The sequence below is a fragment of the Zobellia russellii genome, from assembly GCF_044597075.1.
GTDB lineage: Bacteria > Bacteroidota > Bacteroidia > Flavobacteriales > Flavobacteriaceae > Zobellia > Zobellia russellii.
Genome location: NZ_CP139000.1, coordinates 1,844,320 through 1,868,334, shown reverse-complemented (window position 1 = coordinate 1,868,334; position 24,015 = coordinate 1,844,320). Strand labels below are relative to the sequence as shown.

General features: G+C 37.9%; 14 protein-coding genes, 2 tRNA genes and 1 pseudogene. 8 read left to right on the top strand and 9 right to left on the bottom strand.

All coding sequences use genetic code 11. The features are described 5' to 3' along the window. The first annotated feature begins 91 nt into the window (after positions 1-91). A complete protein-coding gene (gyrA, locus tag SJY45_RS07395; RefSeq protein WP_400073856.1) occupies positions 92-2,632 on the top strand; it encodes a DNA gyrase subunit A in 2,541 nt (846 codons plus the stop codon). Between the two features lie 44 nt (positions 2,633-2,676). Then, positions 2,677-3,939: a tetratricopeptide repeat protein gene (locus SJY45_RS07390; protein WP_400073855.1), complete on the top strand. Its 1,263-nt coding sequence runs from the start codon at positions 2,677-2,679 to the stop codon at positions 3,937-3,939. Between the two features lie 71 nt (positions 3,940-4,010). Here SJY45_RS07390 and SJY45_RS07385 read toward each other — a convergent pair whose 3' ends face one another. Further along, a complete protein-coding gene (locus SJY45_RS07385) occupies positions 4,011-4,763 on the bottom strand; it encodes a C40 family peptidase (RefSeq protein ID WP_215912364.1) in 753 nt (250 codons plus the stop codon). Positions 4,764-4,788: 25 nt separating this feature from the next. Continuing rightward, complete coding sequence (locus tag SJY45_RS07380) at positions 4,789-5,961, bottom strand: acetyl-CoA C-acyltransferase (protein ID WP_400073854.1); 1,173 nt, start codon at positions 5,959-5,961, stop codon at positions 4,789-4,791. A gap of 121 nt (positions 5,962-6,082) precedes the next feature. On the opposite strand from SJY45_RS07380, the gene SJY45_RS07375 reads away from it, so the two are divergent. The 6 genes from SJY45_RS07375 (at position 6,083) to SJY45_RS07350 (ending at position 10,916) form a co-directional block, all read left to right on the top strand. After that, complete coding sequence (locus SJY45_RS07375) at positions 6,083-8,131, top strand: HD family phosphohydrolase (RefSeq protein ID WP_400073853.1); 2,049 nt, start codon at positions 6,083-6,085, stop codon at positions 8,129-8,131. 184 nt (positions 8,132-8,315) lie between these two features. After that, positions 8,316-8,404, top strand: a tRNA-Ser gene (locus SJY45_RS07370). A gap of 70 nt (positions 8,405-8,474) precedes the next feature. Continuing rightward, positions 8,475-8,549, top strand: a tRNA-Pro gene (locus tag SJY45_RS07365). Between the two features lie 513 nt (positions 8,550-9,062). Further along, complete coding sequence (locus tag SJY45_RS07360; RefSeq protein ID WP_400073852.1) at positions 9,063-9,428, top strand: Hsp20/alpha crystallin family protein; 366 nt, start codon at positions 9,063-9,065, stop codon at positions 9,426-9,428. A 412-nt stretch (positions 9,429-9,840) separates the two neighbouring features. Further along, the gene (locus SJY45_RS07355; RefSeq protein ID WP_215440723.1) at positions 9,841-10,317 is read left to right on the top strand and encodes an Hsp20/alpha crystallin family protein; all 477 of its coding nucleotides are present in this window, start codon (positions 9,841-9,843) and stop codon (positions 10,315-10,317) included. A gap of 89 nt (positions 10,318-10,406) precedes the next feature. Continuing rightward, the gene (locus SJY45_RS07350; RefSeq protein WP_215440721.1) at positions 10,407-10,916 is read left to right on the top strand and encodes a hypothetical protein; all 510 of its coding nucleotides are present in this window, start codon (positions 10,407-10,409) and stop codon (positions 10,914-10,916) included. Between the two features lie 319 nt (positions 10,917-11,235). Here SJY45_RS07350 and SJY45_RS07345 read toward each other — a convergent pair. From SJY45_RS07345 to SJY45_RS07315, 7 genes and pseudogenes are all read right to left on the bottom strand, one after another. Next, positions 11,236-11,526 (bottom strand): annotated as a pseudogene (locus tag SJY45_RS07345) (transposase); the annotation flags it as partial. Positions 11,527-11,980: 454 nt separating this feature from the next. Then, positions 11,981-13,375, bottom strand: coding sequence for a c-type cytochrome domain-containing protein (locus SJY45_RS07340; RefSeq protein WP_400073851.1), 1,395 nt, complete (start codon positions 13,373-13,375; stop codon positions 11,981-11,983). A 12-nt stretch (positions 13,376-13,387) separates the two neighbouring features. Then, a complete protein-coding gene (locus tag SJY45_RS07335; RefSeq protein ID WP_400073850.1) occupies positions 13,388-14,272 on the bottom strand; it encodes a sugar phosphate isomerase/epimerase family protein in 885 nt (294 codons plus the stop codon). Between the two features lie 26 nt (positions 14,273-14,298). Next, complete coding sequence (locus tag SJY45_RS07330) at positions 14,299-15,816, bottom strand: DUF1501 domain-containing protein (protein WP_400073849.1); 1,518 nt, start codon at positions 15,814-15,816, stop codon at positions 14,299-14,301. A 23-nt stretch (positions 15,817-15,839) separates the two neighbouring features. Next, complete coding sequence (locus SJY45_RS07325; protein WP_400073848.1) at positions 15,840-18,614, bottom strand: PSD1 and planctomycete cytochrome C domain-containing protein; 2,775 nt, start codon at positions 18,612-18,614, stop codon at positions 15,840-15,842. A 131-nt stretch (positions 18,615-18,745) separates the two neighbouring features. Further along, complete coding sequence (locus SJY45_RS07320) at positions 18,746-22,306, bottom strand: VCBS repeat-containing protein (RefSeq protein WP_400073847.1); 3,561 nt, start codon at positions 22,304-22,306, stop codon at positions 18,746-18,748. Between the two features lie 103 nt (positions 22,307-22,409). Then, positions 22,410-23,999 (bottom strand): RagB/SusD family nutrient uptake outer membrane protein, encoded by a 1,590-nt coding sequence (locus tag SJY45_RS07315; protein ID WP_400073846.1) that lies wholly within the window; start codon positions 23,997-23,999, stop codon positions 22,410-22,412. Positions 24,000-24,015 lie beyond the last annotated feature (16 nt).

Genomic DNA, 24,015 nt, shown 5'->3' with positions numbered 1-24,015 from the left:
TGTTTAATAAAGAAGGGTGTATGTGCTTTAAAGGCTATCATTTTGTGTATATTGGCATGTTTTTTAACTAAAATAATTCTAGGATTTAAAAATGGCAGAAGGAGAAAAATTGATCCCGATTAACATCGAAGAGGAAATGAAATCTGCTTACATCGACTATTCGATGTCAGTCATTGTGTCACGTGCTTTACCTGATGTCAGGGATGGTTTAAAACCAGTTCACAGAAGGGTGCTTTACGGGATGTACGAACTTGGGGTGCGATCCACTAGTTCCCATAAAAAATCTGCGCGTATCGTGGGTGAGGTTCTAGGTAAGTACCACCCGCATGGTGATACATCCGTATATGACTCTATGGTGCGTATGGCACAAGAGTGGAGCTTGCGCTACATGTTAGTAGATGGCCAAGGTAACTTTGGGTCCGTTGATGGTGATAGCCCTGCGGCAATGCGTTATACCGAGGCAAGAATGAGAAAGATTGCCGATGACATGTTGGCGGATATAGATAAGGAAACCGTAGATCATCAATTAAACTTTGATGATTCTTTAAAAGAACCTACCGTTCTTCCTACCCGTGTACCTAACTTATTGGTAAACGGAGCTTCTGGTATTGCGGTTGGTATGGCAACAAATATGCCGCCCCACAACTTAACAGAGGTTGTAAACGGAACCGTAGCCTATATTGAGAATAATGATATTGAGATCGATGAGATCATGACCCATATCAAAGCCCCTGATTTTCCAACAGGAGGTATTATATATGGATACGATGGAGTTAAAGAGGCTTTCCATACCGGTAGAGGTAGGGTAAAGATTAGAGCAAAGGCTATTGTAGAAGAGGTACAGGGTAGGGAATGCATTGTAGTTACAGAGATTCCGTATCAGGTGAACAAGGCGGACATGATCAAGAAAACCGCCGATCTTGTTAACGAAAAGAAAATAGAAGGCATCTCTAGTATTAGGGATGAGTCCGATAGAAATGGAATGCGTATCGTTTATATCTTAAAACGAGATGCCATTCCTAACATTGTTCTTAATACCTTATATAAGTATACCGCACTACAAAATTCTTTTAGTGTCAATAACATTGCGTTGGTAAACGGCCGTCCGCAGTTATTGAACATAAAGGAAATGATTCATTATTTTGTGGAGCATCGCCACGAAGTAGTGGTAAGGCGTACGGAGTTTGAACTTAAGAAAGCGGAAGCCCGTGCCCATATTTTGGAAGGGTTGATTATTGCATCTGATAATATAGATGAAGTAATTGCAATTATTAGGGCATCTTCTAATGCAGATGAGGCAAGGGAGAACTTGATGGAACGTTTTAAATTAACGGAGATTCAAGCGAAAGCCATTGTGGAAATGAGACTTCGTCAACTAACAGGTCTGGAGCAGGATAAGCTACGTGCCGAGTATGATGAGATTCTTGTGACTATTGCGGATCTTAAAGATATTCTTGCTAGAAAAGAGCGTAGAATGGAAATCATTAAGGAAGAGCTGTTAGAGGTAAAAGAGAAGTACGGAGATGAACGTCGTTCCGAAATTAACTTGGCCGGTGGAGATTTAAGTATTGAGGATATGATACCGGATGAGCAAGTAGTAATTACTATTTCGCACGCTGGATATATTAAAAGAACCCCGGTTTCTGAGTACAAGACACAGAACAGGGGAGGTGTTGGTCAAAAAGCATCATCTACTAGAAATGAAGATTTCTTGGAGTATCTTTTTGTGGGGACCAACCACCAGTACATGCTATTCTTCACTCAGAAAGGTAAGTGTTTCTGGATGCGGGTTTATGAAATACCGGAGGGTAGTAGAACATCAAAAGGTAGGGCTATCCAAAACCTAATTAATATTGAGCAGGATGATAACGTTAAAGCGTTTATCTGTACCCAAGATCTTAAGGATGAAGAGTACGTAAACAGCCACTACGTAATTATGGCCACCAAAAAAGGTGTGGTTAAGAAAACTAGCTTAGAACAATACTCACGTCCAAGACAAAATGGAATCAATGCTATTGGTATTCGTGAAGACGATGAGTTGCTAGAAGCAAAATTGACTACCGGTACTAGCCAAATTTTCTTAGGTTTGAAGTCTGGTAAGGCTATACGTTTTGAGGAAAGTAAGACACGCCCTATGGGTAGGAACGCTTCCGGTGTGCGTGGTATTACCCTAGCGGACGATAATGATGAGGTAATTGGCATGGTTTCCGTTCATGATATGGAAGATAACCTTCTTGTAGTTTCTGAAAATGGATATGGTAAACGTTCCAATATAGATGATTACCGTATAACCAATAGAGGAGGTAAAGGAGTTAAGACCATTTCTATTACTGAAAAAACGGGAGGTCTTGTTGCCATTAAGAATGTTTCGGATTCGGATGACCTAATGATTATCAATAAATCAGGTATCGCTATTAGAATGAGTGTAGAGGATCTTCGGGTTATGGGTAGAGCCACACAAGGGGTTCGTCTTATCAATCTAAAAGGTAACGATTCTATTGCGGCAGTAGCTAAGGTGATGAAGGACGAAGACGATCTTACGGATGCAGATGTATTGGATATGGATGTTAAGGCAGAAGAAGATGGCACGGCTCTTGATAATGACAATACCGAAGGAACAGAAGAAGAATAAATTTTGAACTATAATTATAACACTAATATTTAATTAAATTGAAAATGAAACGTAGATTTTTAATAGTTGCGAGCCTTTGTTTTTGCATGGTAGGATTCGCACAGAAGAACGAAATAAAAGCAGCCGAAAAGGCTATGAAAGCTGGTGATGCTGCTTCTGCGAGTAGCGCACTTGAAGCTGTTTCGGGTTCCATTTCAGGAGCTGATGCAAAATTACAGGCGCAATACTATTTCGTAAGCGGTAAAGCTTATGCAGATTTAGCGAAAAAAGGTGATGCCAGTGCTTTCAAAAAAGCAGCGGATGCTTTTCAAAAAGTGATTGAAATAGAAGAAAAAAGCGGAAAGAAAAAATATTCCGATGAAACTCAACAACACATGTCTGCCTTAAGTGCTGATTTGGTAAACTCTGCTGTAGAAGATAACGGTAACAAGAAGTTTAAAGAAGCTGCAGAAAAGTTGTATACCAGCTACAAGATTAGCCCAAAGGATACATCTTACCTTTACTATGCGGCAAGTAGCGCTGTAAACGGTGGTCACTATGAAGAGGCGTTGTCTTACTATAACGAACTTCAAGAAATAGGTTACGACGGTAGTGGTGTTATCTATAAAGCTACTAATGTAGAGACAGGTCAAGAAGAGGAGATGGACAAAACTCAAAGAGATTTGATGGTAAAGTCTGGAACTTACAAAGACCCTAAAGATGAGAGATCTCCGTCTAAGAAAGCTGAAATCGTTAAGAATACGGCTTTAATCTATACTCAATTAGGACAAGATGATAAAGCTTTGGAAGCTTATAAAGCGGCAAGAGCTAACGATCCAGAGGATGTAAACCTGATCTTGAACGAAGCTAACCTGTATTACAAGATGGGTGATAAGGAAAAGTTTAAAGAGTTAATGGCGGAAGCAGCTTCTGTAGCTCCTGATAATCCAGATTTACATTACAACATTGGGGTAATTAACATGGAGCAGGGTAACTTGGAAGATGCGAGAGCTTCTTACAAGAAAGCTTTGGAAATCAACCCTGGTTACACTAATGCTCAGTTAAACCTTTCTACAACTTACGTTAACGAAGGTAACGGTCTAATTGATGAGATGAACTCGTTGGGTAATTCTAAAAAAGATATTGCTCGTTATGATGAGCTAAAAGAAAAGAAGGATAATCTTTTCACTCAAGGAGCTACTGTATTGGAGGACGCTTTAAAGTTGAACCCAGATAACCAAGGTATCTTAACGCAGTTGAAAAACATCTATGGCGCAATGGGCGACACGGAGAACTTTACAAGAGTTAAGAAGCTTTTAGGAGAGTAATCCCTGTTTATAAGCACAAAAAATCCCCTAGGAATTTCCTAGGGGATTTTTTTATGCCGTTTTTTTTGGGTCTAAACAATTTGTTTGATTACCCTAAGTTTATGGGTGTAACTACCTGTTTCATTATTGAATATTCCGGTATGGTCAATACGATCTATCCGTACTTTTCCATCTACGTGAATGATGTAGTTATTTTCCATGATAATCCCAACATGGTAAATTTCACCTTCATTGTTGTCAAAAAAAGCTAAATCCCCAGCTTCGGTTTCCTCAATAAAACTTAATGCATGACCTTGGCCGGATTGATCGGCCGCTTTTCTAAGTAGCCGGTACCCGTTAACTTTGTACACCATTTGGGTGAACCCTGCGGCGTCAATACCAAAAGGAGTTTTTCCGCCCCACAAGTATGGAGCGTTCAGGTATAGTAATGCCGTCTGTATGATTTGGCTTTTGTCTTTTTTGTTACCGTTGCATTTACCGTCAAAAGTATGGGAAAGTATGGAGCAATTACTGGTTGTTGATCCCAGAATTACGGGTAAGAGAACTGAGTTTTCCGTTTCTACGAAAGAAATAAGGTCAGAAGTGTAACTTACATTTTTAGAAGATTCTATACTTTTATATGTCTCTTCGGAAATTAGGGTCATTTGGTGATTGTTCACCCATCCTTCAAATTTATCGAAAGCAAGGCGAATGCGGCTCCAAGCCTTTCTACGCTCCAAGACTTTAAAATGTTCGCCATATACCAATTGAGAAACCATTTCTGACGTTTCATCGGCATTTACACGAACGGAAACTATACTTAGGGGACAAATTCCGTATTGCATATGTTTGGTTGAATGAAGGTGTTCTTTATCGTTCTACAATTATTGCAGAAGCGCCACCTCCGCCATTACATATTGCGGCAGCCCCTATTTTTGCATTGTTTTGCTCTAAGACATTCAACAGCGTTATAAGAATACGCGCCCCAGAACAACCTAATGGATGTCCTAGGGATACGGCACCACCATTTACGTTTACATTTTTATCCGTTAACCCCAATAGTTTCATATTAGCCAATCCTACCACGGAAAACGCTTCGTTAAACTCAAAGAAGTCTATGTCATCTATTAAAATACCAGCTTTGGCAATAGCTTTTGGAAGTGCTTTGGCCGGTGCGGTAGTGAACCATTTTGGTTCTTGAGCGGCATCAGCATAACTTTTAATAGTAGCCAAGGGTTTTAAATTTAATTCTTTCGCTTTTTCTTCGCTCATCAAAACCAGTGCAGCTGCTCCATCATTAATGGTAGAAGCATTTGCTGCGGTAACCGTTCCGTCTTTTGAAAAGGCTGGACGCAGTGCGGGAATTTTATCCATTCTTACATTCTTGAATTCTTCGTCTTCGGAAACAACTATAGGCTCTCCACGACGCTGAGGTACTTCTATTGGCGTTACCTCATTGTTGAATTTCCCGTCTTTCCATGCTTCTGCGGACCTTTTGTAAGACTGTACGGCAAAATTATCTTGGTCTTCTCGGGAAAACTTGTATTCTGTTGCACATGCATCGGCACAAACCCCCATGGCTTGTTGGTCGTAAGCATCTACCAGACCGTCTTTTTGCATTCCGTCTTCCAAAGTAGTGGGGCCAAATTTTTGACCGTTTCTCATATGAACATAATGCGGAATTAGGCTCATGTTTTCCATTCCTCCGGCCACTGCAATTGAAATATCGCCTAGGGCAATAGCTTGAGCCGCCTGCATAACGGCTTTCATCCCGGAAGCGCAGACTTTATTTATGGTAGTACAGGGTACATTATCAGGAATTCCTGCAAAAATTGCCGCCTGTCTTGCGGGGGCTTGTCCGGTTCCTGCTTGAACAACGTTACCCATTAAAACCTCTTCAACTAGATTGGGTTCAAGATTTATTTTAGCGAGTGCCGCTTTTATGGCCGAAGCCCCAAGTTTAGGAGCTGGAATTGAGGATAACGCTCCCATAAAACTACCTATTGGAGTTCTGGTGGCAGATACAATGACTACTTTTTTCATATTAAGACAAGAATTTCTCGTATCACAAAACTAAGAAATTAATAGGCAATACATTTCGTTGTTTTGATAAAAGCCCCTCGGAAGTTTATAATTTTCTATTTTTGACTCAGATACATGGCCCATGCGCAATTTTTTGGATAGACTTTTTAAAAACCAATCGCTTTTATATAAGTATTTTCTATACTTGGTATCGGTGGTTTGTATAGTTTTATTCTTTCCCCAAGGGGGGAAATTTAAATACGAGTTTCAAAAAGGAAAACCATGGCAGTATGAGAATCTGTATGCTCCTTTTGACTTTTCCATACAAAAAAGTAATGAAGATATTTCTAAGGAAAAGACCGAGCTTCTTAACAATCAAATAGATTATTTTAAACTAGATACTTCTGTTAAACAAGAAGTAGCCCAAGAATACGAGCAAAAATTTTCTACGGTATTTACTGGCGAACGATTTAGTCCAAGTGCCCTGGAAGCTTTGGATGGAGCGGGGAAGGATATCCTAGAACAGTTGTATAAAAACGGAGTTCTAGCAAAAAACAGTAAACCAGGGGTAAAAGAACAGTTCTATCTTGTAAATGATAACCAAGCGGAGCGTGTTGCGGTCAGCAATTTTGTTCAGATTAAGGACTTGAGAACTGTACTTAAAAAAATTCTTCAGAAGAAAGATTTAGACATATATGCTCAAGAATATCAAGACTTGTTCTTGGATATTGTGAGGCCAAACATTACGTATGATAAAAATCTCTCTGAAAAAGCGCTGAATGAAGCGTTATCAGGCATATCACATACCAGGGGAACGGTAGATGAGGGAAAACTCATTATAGCAAAAGGAGAGGTTGTAGAGTCCGAAAATTTAAATGTGCTGAACTCTCTAAAAACGGAATATGAGTCCGAATTATGGACGGCCAACAACTATTATTTTATATTGTTCGGTTATACCGTTTTGGTTGCCCTAGTGCTCATGATGCTTTTTCTCTTCCTAAAAAAGTATAGGAGAGAGAATTTTGAGAATAGCACTAAGGTTACTTTTATTTTCTTTAATATTCTGTTCATGGTATTTGTTACCACTATGGTAGTTAAATATGATGAAGCCTTTGTTTTTGTAGTGCCCATTTGCATTTTACCCTTGGTGCTTAAGACCTTTTTTGATGCTAGATTAGGTCTATTTGTTCATGTGTTGACCGTACTTATTTTGGGCTTTGTAGTTCCCAACAGTTTTGAATACATCTTTCTACAGATAATTGTGGGAATTGTTACTATACTCACGGTATCCGAACTTTATAAAAGAGCCAATCTTTTTATATCCGTAGGCCAGATTACTTTGATATATGTTGTGGGCTATTTGGCTTTTCATATCATACATGAAGGAAATCTAGACAATATTCAATGGTTTACGTTGGGGCTTTTCTTTTTGAACGGAATGATAACCCTTTTTGTGCAACCACTTATATATGTATATGAAAAGGTCTTTGGATTGGTTTCCGATGTGTCTTTGTTGGAACTATCGGATACCAATTCTAAGCTATTAAAGGAGCTTTCTAATAAAGCTCCGGGAACTTTTCATCATTCATTACAAGTAGCTAACCTAGCGGAAGCTGCGGCAAACGAAATTGGTGCAAATGCCATGTTGGTCAGAGTAGGGGCGCTATATCATGATATTGGGAAAATGAACCACCCCACTTATTTTACGGAGAACCAGATTACCAATGTAAACCCTCATGACGAATTGTCGCCAAAGGATAGTGGTAAAATAATAATCAACCATGTAATTGATGGAATTGAACTGGCCAGAAAAAACAAGATACCGGATCGAGTCATAGATTTTATACGATCGCATCACGGTACATCTTTGGTTTATTATTTTTATAAAAAACAACAAGAGTTGGAAGAAGATGTGGATGAGGCTAACTTTAGATACCCTGGGCCCATACCTTTTTCAAAAGAAACGGCCATACTTATGATGGCAGATTCGGTTGAAGCCGCATCCAAGAGTTTAAAGAACCCTACTTCGGGAATTATTGAAGAATTTGTGGATAAAATTGTAGCGGGCCAAATGAGCGCCGGACAGTTTTTGAACGCTAATATTACCTTTAAGGAGATAGAGGCGATAAAAAAGATTTTTAAGCAAAAATTGATAAACATCTACCATCTGCGAGTGGAATATCCTGAATGATAAGGGGGTATGAATATTAGAAAGTAGGCGATTCAAATTATTTTAGAGGCCATCTAGAAATAGTTTTAAACTTATTGAAAAAAATAAAGAAAATAGTTGCGAACTTGAATACAAAAACATACATTTGCAACCGCAATTTTAGCCACGGAGACGTACTGAAATTAAGTTCATTGAAGAGATTATTGGAGAGGTGCCTGAGTGGCCGAAAGGAGCGGTTTGCTAAATCGTCGTAGGTGGAAACACTTACCCAGGGTTCGAATCCCTGTCTCTCCGCAATAGCTGTCAAAGCAAATTGCGAGGGCAGAAAAATTTCTCAAGTATTGAAATAATATTGATAACCACTCGGGGTGTAGCGTAGCCCGGTTATCGCGCCGCGTTTGGGACGCGGAGGTCGCAGGTTCGAATCCTGCCACCCCGACAAAAACCAGTTCAGAAATGAACTGGTTTTTTTGTTTTCAAAGAAAATAAATCTCCTAGAATAGCTGCTCAAATAACTAGTTACTAAATTTATAGTTTTCAACTTCTATTTAATTTTTAAGTTAATTAGACTTTCGTTTAACTTTTTTTTCAATGAAAAACCAAAGCCATGACAAGTTTGTATACACTTGCATTTTATCTGTAAATAAGGATTAAATTCCAATAGTATCTAGACTAAGAAACCCATTGCTTACTAAAAACTAAACGAATAGCTAGCAAAGTGAAAGCGATATATTTTGCAGCAGGTCCAATATTCTTAAAGAAGCTCTTTTACAAGAAAACAGGATGACGCAATAGAAGTAGATATACTAGCCTGATTTTACCATAAACTGACAGTTGGTACCTGTCAATAAATTTGGTATATTTTTTGTAAATAGAAAATTAAGTATTTTGTTTTCAGCTCACCAACGGGTGAGTTTCATAATCTATTGTTTAATATTAAATATCTTCTGTTATGCAAACACAAGCTATTGATAATCGAGCAATGAATCATGAAAGTGCTCAGCAACGTTTCCGGGTAGAAAAGTTTGATATGAACGTGCAAGATGAATATATTCAAGTTCGTATCGCTTCCCCCGTATTAAAGCCTAACAACCATAGTGTTGAAATCAAGAACGACAAGCTTAGACTCAAGCTCATCGGCAATGATGACGGACGCAAGCCATTTGCACTTCCTCTAGTCTGCGACTTCTATCTTCCCAAATCTGGATACAATGCAATAGGAAAGCAAATCTTTAAGAGCGGAGTGCTGACTCTGACATTATTTAAATCTACTCTTAAGCCAGAGTTGCAGCGAATATTGACTTTAAATACGGCTTAACCCTTAATATGCTTTGTTATGAAAAAAACCAAATATCAAATAGGGTTGGGGGTGTTTTGTTTTTTTACTACTGTTTTTGGGGCATCCCTAAAGCTTTGGCACTACCCTTATGGAAATTTCTTTTTGCTTCTAGGGTTGATTAGCATGTTCGTCTTAATGGTATTGCTTATTCCTAGGGAGAATAGTTTTTTAGATCGGTTTTTAAAATAATTCATGTAGAACATCAGATTTTCATTTCTGCATTTATAAAATACTATTTATTATCTATAGAAAGTTTAGTTCTTTAAATATCAGTGTAATATGTCATTTTTTCAGTTTTTGAAATTTTGACAGAACAAATTTTACTTGGCATTTATTTTGCCTTTTAATGTACACACATTTGGATGAAGTTTAACTAAAAAATTTTAAAGCTATGAGTAATCTAGTGAATGTAAAAAATGGAGGTTTTGCTAATTCAAATTATAACAACCTTAGCCTCCCAAGTTGGTCTTCTTGGATAGATGAAGTGTTCAATAGAGATTTTCCTTTGGTTTTTACCTCTAATTTTAACTTAGGAATGACCTTGCCTAAGGTAAACATTAGAGAAACTAAAGATGCTTACGTTGTGGATATGGCCGTTCCAGGTCTCAAAAAATCCGACTTTGAAATTGATATTGACAATAAGGTACTTTCAATTACCAGTGAAGTTGAAGAAAGTAATGAACATAAAGATGACAATTATATACAACGTGAGTTTGGATATTCTTCATTTAAACGTTCTTTCACATTGCCTGAAACGGTAAAAGAAGATAAAATCAAGGCAGGTTATAAAGAAGGGGTACTCACGATTCACCTTCCAAAAAAGGAAGAAGCTATACAAAAACCGCCACGAAGTATTAAAATTTCATAACCTAAAATGGCTTATTCAAGGTCGGCAATGCCGGCCTTTCTTATCTTTTATATTTAAAATAGGATTGTATAACCGTAAATATTATAAAGATGAAAAAATACACTGTGATGCTATTGGCAGCTTTCTTATGCACGGCTTGCAATAGTCAAGAGAAAGAGAGCAGAAATGAACACATAGCTCAAAATAAAGAAAATACGACATCTACACCTATGGGTAGCTGGAAAATTAATAAGGAGTTTGATGAAGCGGGAAACTTAATTCGTTATGATTCTATCTACTCTTATTCGTCTGGCAGCAATCTGGATGAGCTTGCCTCATTTGACCGTGATAGTGTTCTAAAGTCAATGCAATCAAGATTTTATAAGAACTTCTCAAGCTTCAACTTTGACCAAGAAGGGTTTGGTGATTTCTTTAAAGAAGATTCACTTTTTACCAGACGTTTCTTTAGCGATGATTTTTTTGAAAGTGATTTTGGAAAAGATTTTATGAGAATTGACGAAATGCACGAACGAATGGAAGCGATGCAGAAACACTTTTTAAATCGGTATAAACCATTAATAGAGGCTGATGACGATAAGGATTCAACAAAACGGCAGTAGATAAATGGAAGAACAATTAAGGGGTAAAGTCCGGCATTTCTATGCAGGACTTTCTTTTTATTTTGGCAGTAAGTTGGTCCTCATTATCCGGTCCACTCCGGGGCTTGAGGCCCAATACCCCTGTCCAAGGGCTCTTCCCTGATTCTTCGCGCCCTGTAACTAAAGCTATCCATGAAAATACCAAATATGACCACGGTTAGAGCCTTGTTCTCGGACCACCTTTTGGAAGAGCACAGGTTTAACTAATGTTAATATCCACTTTTGATTACCTTAAACATTTTACTCATCTTCCCGATAGAATATCTGAACCAGTAATGTTTTATAAACCTATATTTTTCCTGTTACCTTGGGGGAAGACAGCTATCGCCTTTTTAAGGATATCATACTCGATTTCCTCATCCCTCAGTTTTTTCTTGAGCTTGACTCTCTCCCTTTGTTTACCGGTTAGCTTAGGATTACCTTTTCCGGGAAAACTGTTCTCCCTCTGTTTTTTTGCCTCCCTGCACCAGTGACCCAATTCTGAAGGGTTAAGTCCCTGTTCCTTACCTACCTCTGAGATGTTACCCCTAGCATAGATCAGTTCGACAGCATTTTGTTTAAATTGCGTTCTATAGTCTCTTTTTGTTTAACATGTTTTCAAAATCAATTCAGACAGTCAACATGCTCTTTTCTCATGGTCCAGTCAAATGTAGTAAGTCCAGTTGATCTTAGTAGCGAAGACTGGACTCGAACCAGTAATTTTCGGGTTATGTGTTTCTGTTTCAGTTTTTAACAATAGTTTTATTGGGTCAATTACTATGAAATTATAAGAAACATTCGTTTGGCTGAACATTTAAAGCTTATATATAACTTATATTTAAGAAGTTATTGTAGGCAATAAGTTTTTTTCTAAATTTTAGACTATCCTTTTGGTGATGGAACTACAGAAGTTACTGTATAACTTTTGAATGGGGGGTATCTATGGCTTAGTTAACCAGTTAAAAGTATAGTCAAATTTGAAAATTAAAGTTTTTCGAAGCAAATTATTTTTTGTTCATTTAAACAATTGTTTGTAATTCAATATGTTAATATATGACTGAATCAGATTCAATACTAGGTAAACTATAATTGCCATATTCAATAACTGTTTTGCCTTCGTTGACAATTTCAGTTCCTGTTTTATTAACACCTAGTTTAAATAGGAATACCTTCTCTAGGCTTTCGAAATTTTGTAAGTTATTCAGATACGCTTCCTTAAAGTTGGAATTAGAAAGATTGATGGATTTAAGGTGCTTTAGGATTTTTAAGTTTTCTATAGATTTACCTGTAATCATAGTGTTGTCTAGTTTTAAGATGGTAAGATTAGGTAATTTGGTAAGGTCATTAAAAATTCCATCTGTTATTTGCGTTCCGCCAAGGTCTAGTATAGCTATCTGAGGAGCTATGGAGTTGAGCGGTCCAAAATCAGCATTTTTAAAGCTCGGCATATTAAGGGCGGAAACTTTTAGGAAGTTTGTTTTTTTACTAATGGGCTCAATATGAATACCCATGTTCTTTATAATTTTGACGCTATCTAAGGAGGGGGGTGGAATATTAATTGCCGGATAGTCTGTCGTTTCAGTTCTAGGAAAAAAGGATTGAAAAAGTAACTTGGGTAGTTCCAGTTCGCCAATGGTTTTGTTGAATGGGTGCCCTTTTTCAATCCAAATACCTACCAATTTTATTTCTTCTTTGGAAGGCTGTTTTTTTCCATCTGGTGGCATGTGTTTATCATCTGTTTTTGGGAGTTCCATACGGGTGAACAAATCACTTTTGTTAGGATGATTGGCGACAATTACAGGGCCGTTTTCCCCGCTGGTTAAAATACCTTCCTCCGTATGTAATGCTAAATCACCTTTTGCTTTTTTTGGGTTGTGGCAGCTTACACAATTATTATTCAATATAGGTTCGATTATATCCGAATACAAAATGGCCGATTCCCAGGTCTCATCTGTAAGTAAAATTTCTTTTGCCTCAAAAACATCGTAGCCCAAAGCGGATTTTATAGAATTTGGCAATGGTTCTACCAAATATTCTTCGCCATGGGTAATGTTTCCACCCTGATGTCCGGTAAATGAAAGCAATATGAAAATTAATCCTGACAATACTAGAATTGGTATTCTGGTAAGAAATAAAACGAATGAAAATGCTTCTAACCTTGCCCACAGAACAAAGGAAAAGAGGGCAGTGGCTATACCTGACCATAAATGTATCTTGATGGAGTCAAATGCATACCCTTCGCCCAAATACTGTAAATAGCCGGTAATACATGCTGTGACGGCAAAATATCCGCCCCATAAATAAAGTGTTGAGATGACTTGCGTAGACTCTTTCTTTTTTCTGTCCAAAAATTGTAATAGTAGCCCGGCAATGATAAAACCAATTGGCAGGTGGACAATTAGAGGATGGAGTCTTCCTAAAAGTTGTTTTATAACATCCATAGTAGTAATGGGCTATTCAATATTCATTCGTTTTTTGATGGTTGCCATCATATAAAGATTTGCTTTCCATTGGTCGGCTACAGGAACTTGGGTGTAGGGTAGGGTTGGCATATAGCCCGCAGGTCCAAATTCAGTGGTAATTGTAAAGGTTTTGTTCGTTTTCCAATGCTCACGAATAATTTTTTCCCAGATATCGAGGTGTCTGTCCAAGGCTTTTTTCCATTCAGGTGCTTCAGGGTCGTTTACTTGTGGTCCTTCTGCATGTCCAACTCGTGCATGAAGATGTTGCGTGCGCTTCAATATGTATTCAAGCTCGTTATTTTGTTGTTCTAATAAAGATTCGTGTACAACCATCCAATGACTTATGTCCAGGTTGAGTTTAAGTTCCGGTATCTGTTCTAGATAGATTTTCGTATCCGGTAGATTAAAACTAAACCTACCCCTATGGGTTTCATGATAGATTGGGATATTGGTGTTTTTTGAAATTTTATTGGCAGCATCTATAAAAGCCTTGTTCTGTTCAAAGCTGTAAAAATCACTTCCTGTATGGGAGTTAATGTAAGCTGGAGACCAGCTGGTTAGGGTCTTTAAATGGTTGGTGAAGCTTTTGAGGCCTTCTTTAAAAGATATTGATTTGTTGGTGCCATTTATAAACCCAACTTTAAGATTATATTTTTTTAGAGCGATTTTAAGTTCTTCTTGATTTTTCGGGTTGCCGGGAAACCATATTTCTATACCGTCATACCCGGCGTCTGATGTCTTTTTACAAAAAGCATCCCAAGAAATAGTTCGCCCCCAATCTGTTTGAAAAAATTGAACGGTTTTCATTTCTTGACCGAAAGCATTGTTAATGAAAACGAGTAGCGTTAGGATAAGTAGGCGATGTAGTAAATGCATAAGTTATAATTTGCTGTTTCAAAATTCTAGGCTAGTATTTCGCGTATTACATTACCTTCTACATCGGTTAACCGAAAGGGCCTGCCCTGAAAATCAAAAGTAAATTGTTCATGGTCAAAACCAAGAAGATGTAAAATTGTGGCGTGCACATCATGTACCGATACACGACCTTCTATTCCAGAAAAACCAATTGCATCTGTTTGGCCGTGTGTCGCCCCTTTTTTAATGCCTCCGCCGGCCATCCACATGGTAAACGCATCACCGTGGTGATCACGGCCTTTAAAGCCCATTTCTTTGCCTTCTCTGTTTTCTTGCATAGGGGTTCTGCCAAATTCACCGCCCCAAACTACTAAAGTATCTTCTAAGAGTCCTCTTTGTTTCAAGTCTAGCAACAAGGCACTCATTGGTCTATCTATTTCTCGGCACTTATTTTTCAACCCCAAATCTACCGCAGTATCCGCTCCGGTACCGTGAGAATCCCACCCCCAGTCAAATAGCTGTACAAAGCGCACGCCGTCTTCTACTAATTTTCTTGCCAAAAGGCAATTGTTGGCGAATGATTCTTTACCAGGTTCTACACCGTACATTTCTTTAATGTGGTCCGGTTCATTGTTAATGTTCATTACCTCTGGTACTGCAATTTGCATTCTATACGCCATTTCATATTGGTTAATACGGGCCAAAATCTCTGGGTCGGCATATTTGGTGTATTCCTTTTTATTAATCTCGTTAATCGCTTTAATGGTGTTCTTTTTTAAATCTCTAGAAATACCATCTGGGTCTTCTATATAAAGTACAGGGTCTCCTTTTGAGCGGCATTGTACACCTTGGTATACAGATGGTAAAAAACCACTTCCCCAAACACTTTTCCCAGCACTAGGGGCTTTCCCGCCAGAAGTAAGTACTACAAAACCAGGAAGGTTTTGATTGTCCGAACCAAGGCCATAGGTAACCCAAGAACCAATACTTGGTCTTCCTAATCTTGCACTGCCGGTATGCATAAACAATTGGGCCGGGCCATGATTGAATTGATCGGTATGAACAGCCTTCAAAAATGCGACCTCATCAACAACTTGTTTGAAATGTGGCAGATTGTCCGACACCCAGTTACCTGCTTCTCCTTCTTGTTTAAACGAGGCTTGTGGCCCCAATAATTTTGGTGTACCACGGATAAAGGCAAATTTCTTTCCTTCTAGAAGCGATTGTGGGCATTCTTGGTTATTCAATTTTGCTAGTTCGGGTTTATAATCGAACATTTCCAGTTGCGATGGGGCCCCGGCCATGTGCAAATAGATAACATTTTTAACCTTTGGGGAAAAAGGAGGTGGTAAAGTAGCAAGAGGGTTTAAGTCACGTTCAGTAAATCCTGATTGTAGTCCTACCTTTGGTTTATTACTTCCTAAAGGGTCGCATCCCATGAAAATGGAACTTAAGGCTAAACCACCCATACTGGTAGCGCATTTTTTTATGAAATGTCTACGAGTATTTACTTCCAGGTCTATTTTTTGCTTTTCCGCTAAGAGTCTGTTAATATCTGTTTTCATGGTAATGGGTATTTCCTTAGGTTTTATGCTTTGGTTAAAAATTCATCTAAGTTCATTATGGCATTTGCGACAATAGTTAATGCAGCAAGTTTTGTGCTGGGTTTTTCTTCCAGTCCTAGAAACTTTTGTTGGTGTTCACCAGCCTTGAATTCTATTGTTGCCTGTTCGTATAGATTCATTAGAATCTTCAATTCTCCTTGATCTATTTCTGATAGTGTCGCTTTTTTAAATCCTGCTGAAATGCCTTTCTCTAAATCGTCGGTATTCATAACTTTTGCAAAAGCGTATGCCGCCTCTAAGTAAACCGGATCGTTTAAGGTAACCAGTGCTTGTAATGGAGTGTTGGTCACCGTACGTCTAATAGTACAAACTTCTCTACTGCCGGCATCAAATGTGATAAAAGAAGGGTAGGGGCTTGTACGTTTTAGGTATGTATATATAGCTCTTCTATATTTGTCTTCTCCATGACTTACTTTCCAGGAAGCATTACTATAAACAGATTGCCATACACCATCGGGTTGTGGAGGCATGACACCGGGGCCATACATCTTTGTGCTTAATAAGCCTGAGACCGCCAAGGCTTGATCTCTTATTTGCTCAGCAGTTAAACGTATTCTTGGACCACGAGCGTAAAGTTCGTTATGAGGGTCCTTTTGATATAGTTCTGGGGAAATAATGGAACTCTGTCTATATGTGCCAGACATTACAATTTCCTTAATTAGAGTTTTTATGCTCCAGTTTTGTTCATTCATGAACCTAAGTGAGAGCCAGTCTAAAAGAGCGGGGTGGCTTGGTGGGGAAGACTGGGTACCCATATCTTCAAGCGAAGAAACAATACCTCTGCCAAAAATTTGATGCCAAACCCTATTGACAAGGGTGCGGGAGGTTAAGGGGTTTTCTTTGCTTACTAACCACTTAGAAAGTCCTAGCCTATTTGCCGGCCATTCTTCATTATATTCATTTAAAATTTTTGGAGTACCAGGTTTAACTGTATCTGTTAAGGCTAACCAATTTCCTCTATCAAAGACCTGTGTAACCCTTTGCATCTCTTTAGGGTTCTCTATCATAATAGGTAGGTCTTGGGTTTTATTATTTAATAATTCTAAAAACGACTGGTTGATTTGTGCATAGCCATTCTCGGAAGAACCTGGTACGTCATTTAAAAAAGCTAACCAGGTAATGAAACTAGTAGAAACCTGTTTTCCAATTGCATCATTATTGGCTTCAAAATAAAGGTCTACAGTTTCATTTATAGGCTTGAACGTTATTTTTTTAATGTTGTAGCCGTCCGTCTTGTTCATTTTGAACTGTGCCAGAATTTCCCCATCAGCGTTATTTTTTCTAATGGTCATAGTGGTGCCATTCATAAAGGCTTGGTGATTAAGGTACATTGATGTTGCTCCGCGCGGACTTACATTTTTAAGCACACAGGACCCATCGTCCCACAGTGCCAAATATTTCGTGTCCGCAAGTTCTCCATTAACAAAGTTTGTGGCGTTGTGAGCTAAATATTTCGGCTCTAAAAAAGTCAAGAAATCACTGTACTTTTTTCGGTCTTGTTCAGAACCATATTTTTCTATCCACGATATAATCTTGTTTTTTAGTTCAATTTGTTTCTCATCATAAAAACGAAGAGTGGGGCTTTCATCTGGTGTGTCTTCATCTTTGGTATTGTTAAAAAATGCCATTACCTTATAATATTCCTCTTGTTTAAAAGGATCATAAGTATGACTATGGCATTGTACACATTCCATAGTGGTACTTTGCCATACTGAGAAGGTGGTGTTTACACGGTCCAAAACAGAGGCTATGCGAAATTCTTCATCGTCTGTGCCTCCCTCGTCATTATTCATTGTATTTCTATGAAAAGCTGTGGCAATTAGCTGATCTACAGATGGGTTTGGTAGCAAATCTCCTGCCAATTGCTCAGTAGTAAATTGATCATAGGGCATATCTTCATTAAGAGATTTTATAACCCAGTCCCGGTAACGCCACATACTACGGCCCTGATCTTTCTCATACCCCTTTGTATCTGCATATCTTGCCAAATCTAACCACCAACTGGCCCATTTTTCACCATATGTAGATTGGGCCATTAATTGATCTACTGTTTCTTCATAAGATAGTTTGCCATTAGTAAATTCTTCATACAGTTTGGCACTTGGAGGCAATCCTGTTAGGTCAAAAGAAAGTCTTCTGATAAGTATGTTTTTTGAAGCGGGTCCATTAGGAGATAGTTCTTCATTTTTTAATCTATTCAGTATAAAACGGTCAATATTATTTTGTAGGAAATTGTTGGTTTCAGATGATATTAATCCAGCTTCTTCGGTGATTGGCGGCAATTCAACCTTTTCGGGTAAAGTATATGCCCAGTGTTGCCCCCATTCGGCTCCTTGGTCAACCCATTTCGTCAACAGTTCTATTTCTTCGTCCGTGAGTTTCGGTTTTTCATAAGGCATTCTCAATTCAGGGTCTTCTTCATGCAATCTTTGAATAAATGAACTGTTTTTTGCATCTCCAGGAATTATTGCCGATTTGCCGGATTCCGTTACCGCAAATGCCTCTTCCTTAAAAAGTAAGCTGAAATTGCCACTTTTCTTAACCCCACCATGGCAAGTGATACAGTTATTATTTAAAATGGGTTTTACTTGAGAACTAAAATCAATTTTTTCGGAGGATTGATTACATGACCATAGGGAGCAGAAAACCAGAACGATTATTAGTTTTTTGCACCAGTATTTCTCAATAAAATACTTTATTAAGTTAGGAAGTTTTTCCATTGATAATGAAGGATTCATTCTTCTGAAAATTTTAATTCTATGTTCATCTGTAATCAGTTTAATATTAATAAAATAATTGCGTAAATACATGGATTTTTAATGATAGGATATGGACTTTAATATTTTGTAAGATAAGTTGTTAGCGTATTTTATGGTTTATTGTAAATACCGGTTTTTCGTGCTTTGCTATCTGAAAAAATCACCGATTTTTCTCTTCCAGAAAGTTGAATGCTTTTTGTGGATTGAGAAAGGTAACTTGAGCCATTGTAGAGTTCATGCATTCTTATTTTACCGTCATCTAAAACAATTTTAGCCATTACACTCTTTTCGGGTATGGTTAGTGCTTTGTTAGAATTAACTTGATCAGATAACATATAAGATTTTAAATTACCGTTGTTTGACCCGAATAAATACCCTTGTTTATTATTGATGGTTATGGCCGCCGCCCCACGCGCGTTTCCATCAATTAATAGTCCTAAATCTGAAAATGCGCAAGGAATAAAATTCCCTTTTCCTGTACCTTTTAAATATGTTCCTTTGGAAGCGTCGTATCTTCCAATTCCTACTTCGGTACCGTGATCGTTACCGGAAAGTAAAACATCTAGATTGCCATCTCCGTCAAAATCTGAAATTAGTATTCCATAAACTGGTGCAATTTGTGCCCATTCTGGTAAAGGTTTTAAGTCGAACTTTCCGTTGCCATTATTTATTAAGATAGAAGATGCAAATTCAAATACTTTGGCACTATAAGAACTGCTTTCTTCTTGAGGTGTTAAAACTTCGTTTATTGTTGCTTGCGCATAACTAGCGTAGTCAGGAAATTTTTTCTTTAATGGAGGAATTTGTTTTATAATATCGTCTCGTGAGTGTACAGGATATTCTTTGCCTTTATTAAATGTTGTTATAATTGGGTCTATAGTGCCATTTTTATCATAGTCTGAGGCGTAGATGGACAACGGTTCTTCTGAAGTGGCTTTGTATTTTGAATTTAGTCCAAGATTACCCAGTATATAATCTATATCGCCGTCATTGTCAAAATCCCCACCGTTAATACTGTTCCACCAACCGGCAGTATGGGTAAGTCCAGTCTTTAGGGAACTGTTACTGAAAGTTCCATTATGGTTTTCATAAAATTCAATGGACATGAATTCACCCACCACAATTAAGTCAAAATCACCATCCGAATCATAATCTGTCCAAATGGCGTCGGTAACCATACCAGGTTTTCTTAAGACGGGAGCTAATTTGTTAGTAGCATCAATAAATTTACCCCCTTCATTAACTAATAAATAACTTTTGGAGGGTAGGGGATATTTTAAAGGAGTAAGTCTACTACCTACAAAAAGGTCTAAATCTCCATCTTTATCAAAATCTGCAGCTCTAACACAAGAAGTACTGCTCAAAAGTGTTGGTAAGACCCCTTCCGTAAGTTTAAAATTTCCTTGACCGTCGTTTTCGTATAAACGATCTTGGTAGTATTTTGAGTTTTCATGAAACTCATTACTGCCACTGGTTATATATAAATCAAGGTCGTTGTCGTTATCATAATCGAATAAAAGGACGCCGGTGTCCTCTTCATACTTTTCTTTTTCATTAGGTGTAAGTAATTTATTGCTGAAAGTACCGCTTTTCGAACCAAAGAATAAGCGCCCACTATGATTGTAGCCACCTCCCATGAAAAAGTCTTCAAAACCATCATTGTTTATGTCGCCAACAGCCAAGCCAGGTCCTTGTTCGGATAATTTATGAGGAAGTAAATAGGTTCTGTTAAAGTCATAATAAATGGTTTCGCCATGTGATAGAGCTAGTTTTAGATTATTGGTATTATCTTTAAAAATCTTCTTATTTTCTGTGGAGTGCAGTTTTAAAATAGCACTACCAGAGTTCATGGAAATTGTTAATTTTTGATTGGTTTTAGGATTTAGGATTTTATTGATTTTACCGTTTGGCCAGGCAACTAAAATACTATCGATTTTTGGATCGGTTCCTAACCCAAAGTGCACGGTTTTATCTACGGAGGATTGATACCCTCTCGTTACCGATTGTCTTTTTAATTGACTTCCACTTGCTTGATATATGCGAACTTCTGTTCCTAGACCGTCCAAATTTAAACTGTCTCCTATGAGATTTATAGTTAGGTAATAATTTTCACTAATAGAGTTTGATCGGTTCTCGTATACTGTGGCTAAATCGTTTATATTATTAATGACCAAATCAAGATCGCCGTCATTATCCAGGTCAGAGTAGGCAGCACCATTTGAAAGTGATGGGTGGTCAACCCCCCATTTGTTAGTGACATTTTCAAAAGTAAGTCCGCCTGAATTTTTAAAAGCGTAATTAGGAATTTTAATTGATGGTCTTTCTTTAGCTTTTTCTTTTAAAATGTGGTCTAGGCTGTCGCGCATTTTACTATTGGCCAATGTATTGGTATAGTTAATGAAGTCTAGGTCAGTGATATCCCTTAAGTAGCCATTGGTTATAAACAAATCTTTTAGTCCATCATTGTCAAAATCTGCAAACAAGGGCCCCCAGCTCCAATCTGTTGCATCAATCCCGGCGAGTTGTCCAATTTCCGAAAATTGCGTTTTGGTTGTGGCATTTTTACCTCTATTGATTTGAAGAGTGTTGCGCATATATTGGGGCAAGTAGCCAAACGATGAGGCTTTTTCAAACAAATCAAAATTAAGGGCGCCTGACATTTTTTTTTCATGAAAATTATCTTCAGGACGCATATCTACCGTTACAAGGTCCAAAAGGCCATCATTGTTGAAGTCTGCTACATCATTGCCCATGCTAAAATGGCTTACATGTTTTAAATAAGATTTTGCCATTTCTTTAAAAGTACCGTCTTGTTGATTTATATAGATGTAATCGTTGGCTAAAAAATCATTGGTTACAAAGATGTCTTCCCAACCATCATCATTTACATCGGCAATGCTTACCCCCAAACCAAAACCATCCAGTAAAATACCAGCTTGTTTACTTATCTCAGTAAATCTTATACCATTACCTTTATCTTCGTCATTTCTATAAAGTCGGTCATTAGCAGGGCCTTTGCCATTGGACAACAAGTGTTTAATGCTGTTAGGGTCTCTTACGGTATTGGTATGGTTTAAAAGATACATATCAAGATCGCCATCTTTGTCGTAATCAAAAAACACGGCTTGGGTGCTATAACTACTATCTGCTAAACCATAGGTTTCTGCTTGTTCTTTAAAAGAAGAATCACCTTGATTTATAAACAGGAGGTTTTTACGTTTGTTTTCTTCAAAATTACCAGAGCGGCATACATATATATCAAGAAGTCCGTCATGGTTAATGTCTACCATTGTTGCTCCTGTAGACCAACCATTATTATAGTTGCCTAAGTTTTTGGTAACGTCTTTGAATTTAAGACTATCAAGGTTCATGTATAAAGCATCGCTAACCATATTACCTGAAAAAAATATATCCGGAAGCCCATCATTGTTTAAATCGCCTATTGAAACTCCACCTCCGTTATAGACATAAAAATAGTCGACTATATTAAATTGATCATTTTCTCTAATTTCATTTGAAAAGTTGATATTGGTTCTTTCTATATTGGCTTGCTCAAATAAAGGAGATGTTGTTTTGTTGTTTTTTTGGTCTAATGTTTTATCCGAGCACGAAGAGAATGCCAATAGAATTGTGGAAAGAACAAGTATATAGGTTGGGACGGCTGTTTTCATAAATAAAAACTTTATACAGGAATATTGTATAATTTAAGAAAAAATAGAAACCTGTCTGTAAAAGACAGGTTTCAAAACGTAATAAATAAACTAAAACAACTTCTTATTGATACTGCGGGTTTTGGGTTACGTTAGGGTTGCCCAAAACCTCGTTAAGTGGCAAGGGTAGTACATAGTCTTTTGCAGATAATGTTCTGTCTACATCATAGGTATCAATAAATTCTTGAATATAATCTCCAAGATAGTCGGGAGAGCCTCCAAACGTACTTTTTCTTTTTAATTCAGGATATACTTCGCACTCCATTGCAAATTCAAGAACCCGTTCATTTACTATCGCATCCCTTAAAGTTTCTTTGTTCAACCCAGACAATGGAGCCAATCCTGCTCTTCGTCTTACTTCGTTTATGCCAAAGTAAGGGTCTCCAATACCACTTTCGTTAGCAGCCTCTGAGTGTCCTAGTAATATGTCTGCTAATCTTAAATAAACAATATTCTTTTCCGTTAAATTAGCGTTGTCGATACCCATTTCTGTATATTTTGCAGACCATCCGTTAGAGAAAATAAGCTCATCCGGGTTATTTGGGTCTGCATCTGCGGCTACCATTCCGCCAAAACGGCTCAAATTGTATGATGCATCTGCACTCCATTTAACAACAGGTCTTTCGCCTGCTGTATTTGGTCCGACTCTGGTAGTTGGATATTCTTCAATAAAAGTACCCGAAATTCTTTTGTCGGTCGGGTCATATTTCTCACGGAACGCTTGAGTTGAATTTAGCCAGTGCCATCCAACACCTCCAAGGTCATTAGGCAAATCTCCAGGAATAAAATGTTGATGATAATTCTGGTTTTCACCTGCGTTGGCTCCGGCTGAAACTTGTGCTTCAAATATTCTTGGGCCGGAATTTTCCATAGCAGCAGAAAATGTATCGGCAAAATTATCAAATAAAGTAACGCCACTCTCATTAATAACTGTTTCGGATGTAGTTAGGGCTTGTTCCCATTTTTCATCTTGTAAGTATGCCTTGACCAACAAGGCTAGGGCGGCCCATTTTGTAGCACGTCCTAGGTTTTCTGAATCATGGGACTCTGGTAAAATATTTGCGGCCATGGTTAAATCTGATTGTATTAAATCCAAAGCCACTTTTTTTCCATTTTCGTTAGAAGGTAAGTCTTGGTCACTTTCAGTTCTTGTTGTTGTTACTGGTATATTATCAAAATACCGTACCAAATTAAAGTAGTAAAATGCTCTCAAAAATTGAGCTTCGGCCTTAACTCTGTCCACTAGGGCAATATTGGGAACACCCTCTTCTTTTAACTCGTCTGCTTTTTGAATAACAGCATTGGCCCGGTTTATGTTTTCGTAGGAAATTCTCCAATACGCTTCTATATACTCATCATCCGGAGATACATTCCCATTTTGATAATTTAAGGGGCCTTTCTCCCAACCTACTTGGTAACCCGCTAAACACTCAAATACAAATCTGTTGTAATAGTGATTGAACCAGTCTTGCCCGTACCCAATACCATCGTATACGGCGTTTACTCCTAATTCTAGTTGTTCAGCAGTTGCAAAGAAATTTTCTTGTGTTGTAAAGTCGGGATTCTCCTCTAAATCCGTACAGCCTATTAAGTTTATAGCAATGGTCAGGAGTAGGATAAAACTCCATGGAATTGCATTTTTATGCTTTTTCATATTTGGTGTTTTTTAT